Origin of the sequence: Amycolatopsis sp. NPDC051061 (assembly GCF_040682935.1) — a bacterium.
Taxonomy (GTDB): Bacteria; Actinomycetota; Actinomycetes; order Mycobacteriales; family Pseudonocardiaceae; genus Amycolatopsis.
In genome coordinates, this window is record NZ_JBFBBZ010000117.1 from 1 (window position 1) to 4,120 (window position 4,120).

1 protein-coding gene is annotated in these 4,120 nt (G+C 72.1%); it reads left to right on the forward strand.

Annotated elements, in window-relative coordinates; genetic code table 11:
• Positions 1–4,120 (forward strand): SDR family NAD(P)-dependent oxidoreductase (locus AB0N03_RS51915; RefSeq protein WP_364388908.1); only part of this gene is annotated, 4,120 nt, incomplete at both ends.

Below are 4,120 nucleotides of genomic sequence, written 5' to 3' on the forward strand. Positions count from 1 at the left end.
CACCACCAACTGGACCACGATCTTCGCCGGCAGCCACGCCCGACCAGTCCCACTACCCACCTACGCATTCCAGCACAAGCACTACTGGCTCACGCGCGACACCGGGACCGGGGACGTGACCGGGGCCGGTCTCGGCGACGCGGCCCACCCCCTGCTCGCGGCCGTCGCGCAGCTGCCCGGTACTGGCGGGGTGCTGCTGAGCGGCCGGATCTCCACCGGCACGCACCCGTGGCTGACCGAGCACGCCGTGCACGGAACCGTGCTGGTGCCCGGAACCGGACTGGTCGAGCTGGCGCTGAAGGCCGGTGACGAGGTCGACGCGCCCGTGCTGCGCGAACTGGTGATCACCCAGCCGATGACCGTGCCGGACCACGGGTTCCTGCACGTGCAGGTGGACGTGGACGGCCCGGCCGATGACGGGGCTCGTGCGGTCAAGATCTGGTCCCGGTTGGAGGACGGCGCACGCGAGACGGCGCAGTGGACCGAGCACGCCGCCGGCACGCTGGTGACCGAGGACGAGAGTGTTCCCGCTGTCCCGACCGGCGAGTGGCCCCCGGCGGGCGCGACTGCCATGTCCACCGCCGACCTCTACGACCGGCTGGCCGCGGCGGGCTACGACTACGGGCCGGTTTTCAGTGGCCTGAGCGCGGCCTGGACGCGGGACGGCGAAGCGTGGGCCGAGGTCGCGCTGCCGACGGACGCGGTCACGGCCGGGTTCGGTATTCACCCGGCGCTGCTCGATTCCGCGCTGCACGCGGGCACGTTCTGCCTGCCTGGCGGGCCGGGAAGTCGCACGCTGCTGCCGTTCGCGTGGACCGGGGTCCGGCTGTACGCCACCGGAGCCACCGTTGTTCGCGTGCACGTCATCACGACCGGCGACGACAGGCTCACGGTCACACTGACCGACGCCGAAGGGCAGCCCGTGGCGTCTGTGGACGCGCTGGTACTGCGCGAGGCCGATCCGGACGGGCTTTCCGCGCCGGGTGCGAAGACGACGGCCGACGCCCTGTGGCGGGTCAAGTGGACCGAGCAGGCCGAGGCCGCGACCGAGGTGAGCTGGGGACTGCTCGATCCGGCTGATATCGCGGGAATTCCGGCGGACCGCCCGGCCGTGTTCGTGGCCGACACGAGCAACTGGTCGACCTCGACCGACGTACCGACGCGTTCTCGCGAACTGGCCGCCAAGACGCTGGAACTGCTTCAGAACTGGGTTTCCGACGAAACCCTGACCGGCACGCGGCTGGTGCTGTGCACGCGGGGCGCGGTGCCCGTGCACGAGGACGCGGAGGTGACCGATCCGGCCGCCGCCGCGATCTGGGGCCTGGTGCGGTCCGCGCAGTCGGAGCACCCGGACCGGTTCGGCCTGCTCGACGTCGACTCCTTCGACGCGGTGCCGGGTGCGCTTGCCTCGTCCGAACAGCAGCTGGCCGTTCGCGGTGGGATGTCGTTCACCCCGCGCCTGACCGCGGCCCAGGCCCAGCCAGGGTCGATCCCGACCGATGGCACGGTTCTGGTCACCGGCGGAACGGGTGTGCTGGGGGCGCTGGTCGCCCGGCACCTGGTCGCCGCGCACGGCGCGCGGCAGCTGCACCTGGTCAGTCGGCAGGGACCGGCCGCGGCCGGTGCCGATGAGCTGCTCGCGAACCTGCGCGAGCTGGGTGCCGAGGTCGAGCTGACCGCCTGCGACATGGCCGACCGGGACGCGGTCACCGCGCTGTTGGCCGGGACGCGTCTGGCGGCGGTCGTGCACACCGCGGGCGCGGTCGACGACGGCCTGCTCACCGATCTGAGCCCCGCACGCCTCGACAGCGTGTTCCTTCCGAAGATCGACGCCGTGGCGCTGCTGGACGAGCTGGCCGGTGACGTGCCGCTGGTGGTGTTCTCCTCGGCCACCGGCACGCTCGGCACACCCGGCCAGGCGAACTATGCGGCGGCGAACACCGTGGTCGACGCGCTCGTGCAGCGTCGCAGGGCGGCCGGTCGGCCGGGTGTATCGCTGGCGTGGGGGCTGTGGGCGGAAATCAGTTCGCTGACCGCCGGAATGGCCGACGCCGACATGGCCAGGACCCGCCGTGGTGGTGTCATCGGGCTCGGGTCGGACGAAGGCATGGCGTTGCTGGACGCCGGTTTCGGCGCTCAGGAAGCGTTGTTGGTGCCGATCCGCCTGGACACTGCGGCCCTGCGCCGGGGTACCGACCAGGTCGGACCGCTGCTGCGTGGCCTGGTCCGGCGGACCCGTCGCACAGCCGGTGCCGCTCAGCAGGCCGGTGGCCCGCCGCTGGTGGCCCGCCTGGCCGGGCTGAACGCCGGTGAGCAGCAGCGCGCGCTGGTCGAGCTGGTGCGCACCGAGGCCGCCGCGGCGCTCGGGCACGCCACGCTCGACGGGATCGGCCAGGACCGGCCGTTCCGCGAGACCGGGTTCGACTCGCTCACCGCGGTCGAGCTGCGCAACCGGCTCGGCGCGGCGACCGGCCTCACCCTGCCCGCCACCGTCGTGTTCGACCACCCGACGTCCGTGCTGGTCGCCGAACTCCTGCGCGAGCAGCTGTTCGGCGCGGCTGCCGCTCCGGTCATCCGAACCGTGACCGCCGTGGTTGACAACGACCCGATCGTGGTCGTCGGCATGGCCTGCCGCTTCCCCGGTGGCGTGACCGACGCCGAGGGCCTGTGGCGGCTTGTGGCCGAGGAGCGCGACGGCATCGGCCCGTTCCCGACCGATCGCGGCTGGGACCTGTCCACGCTGTTCGACGACGACCCGGACCATCCCGGCACCACGTACGCGCGGGACGGCGGGTTCGTGGACGGGGTCACCGCGTTCGACGCCGGGTTCTTCGGGATCTCCCCGCGTGAGGCCCTGGCGATGGACCCGCAGCAGCGGCTGCTGCTGGAGGTCGCGTGGGAGACCTTCGAGCAGGCCGGGATCGACCCGCGTTCGGTGCACGGCAGCGACACGGGTGTGTTCGCCGGTGTGATCTACCACGACTACGGCGATATCGCGGACGAGCTGCCCGAGGGCGCGGAAACCTACCGCAGCACCGGAACCTCGGCGAGTGTCGTGTCCGGCCGGGTGTCCTACACGTTGGGCCTGACCGGGCCGGCGCTGACCGTGGACACGGCGTGTTCGTCGTCGCTGGTGGCGATCCACCTCGGCGTTCGGGCGTTGCGTTCGGGCGAGTGCTCGATGGCGCTGGCCGGTGGGGTGACCGTGATGTCGACGCCGGGCGGGTTCGTCAGCTTCTCGCGTCAGCGTGGGCTGGCCCGCGACGGGCGCTGCAAGTCGTTCTCCGAGGGCGCGGACGGGACCGGGTTCTCCGAAGGTGTCGGTCTGGTGCTGTTGGAGCGGCTGTCGGACGCCCACGCCAACGGGCACGAGGTGCTGGCCGTGATCCGGGGCTCGGCCATCAACCAGGACGGCGCCTCGAACGGCCTGACCGCGCCCAACGGACCGTCGCAGCAGCGGGTCATCCGGGCCGCGCTGGACTCGGCAGGGCTGACCTTCGCCGACATCGACGCCGTGGAGGCGCACGGCACCGGCACGATGCTGGGCGACCCGATCGAGGCCCAGGCGTTGTTGGCCACCTACGGCCAGCACCGCGAGCAGCCGCTCTGGTTGGGTTCGCTGAAGTCCAACATCGGGCACACGCAGGCGGCTGCGGGCATCGGTGGCGTGATCAAGATGATTCAGGCGATGCGTCACGGCACGCTGCCGCGCACGCTGCACGTGTCCGCGCCGACGTCTACTGTGGACTGGACTGCCGGTGCGGTGTCGTTGCTGACCGAGGCGCAGCCGTGGCCGGAGACCGGGCGGGCCCGTCGAGCCGGTGTCTCGTCGTTCGGTGCCAGTGGCACCAACGCGCACGTGATCCTTGAGCAGGCTCCTTCCGTTGCCTCCGAGGTCCAGGATTCCGCTGGCCTCACCCCGTGGGTTCTCTCCGCTCGTACACCTGCCGCGCTGCGTGAGCAGGCGCATCGACTGGCCGAGCATCTGACGGCGGCTCCGAAACTCTCGGCGGCCGGGGTGGCCCGGTCGCTGGCGACCACGCGGGCCGCGTTGGAGCAGCGGGCCGTGGTCATGGCTCGGGACACCGCGCACGGCCTGTCCGCAGTCCGGGCCCTCGCT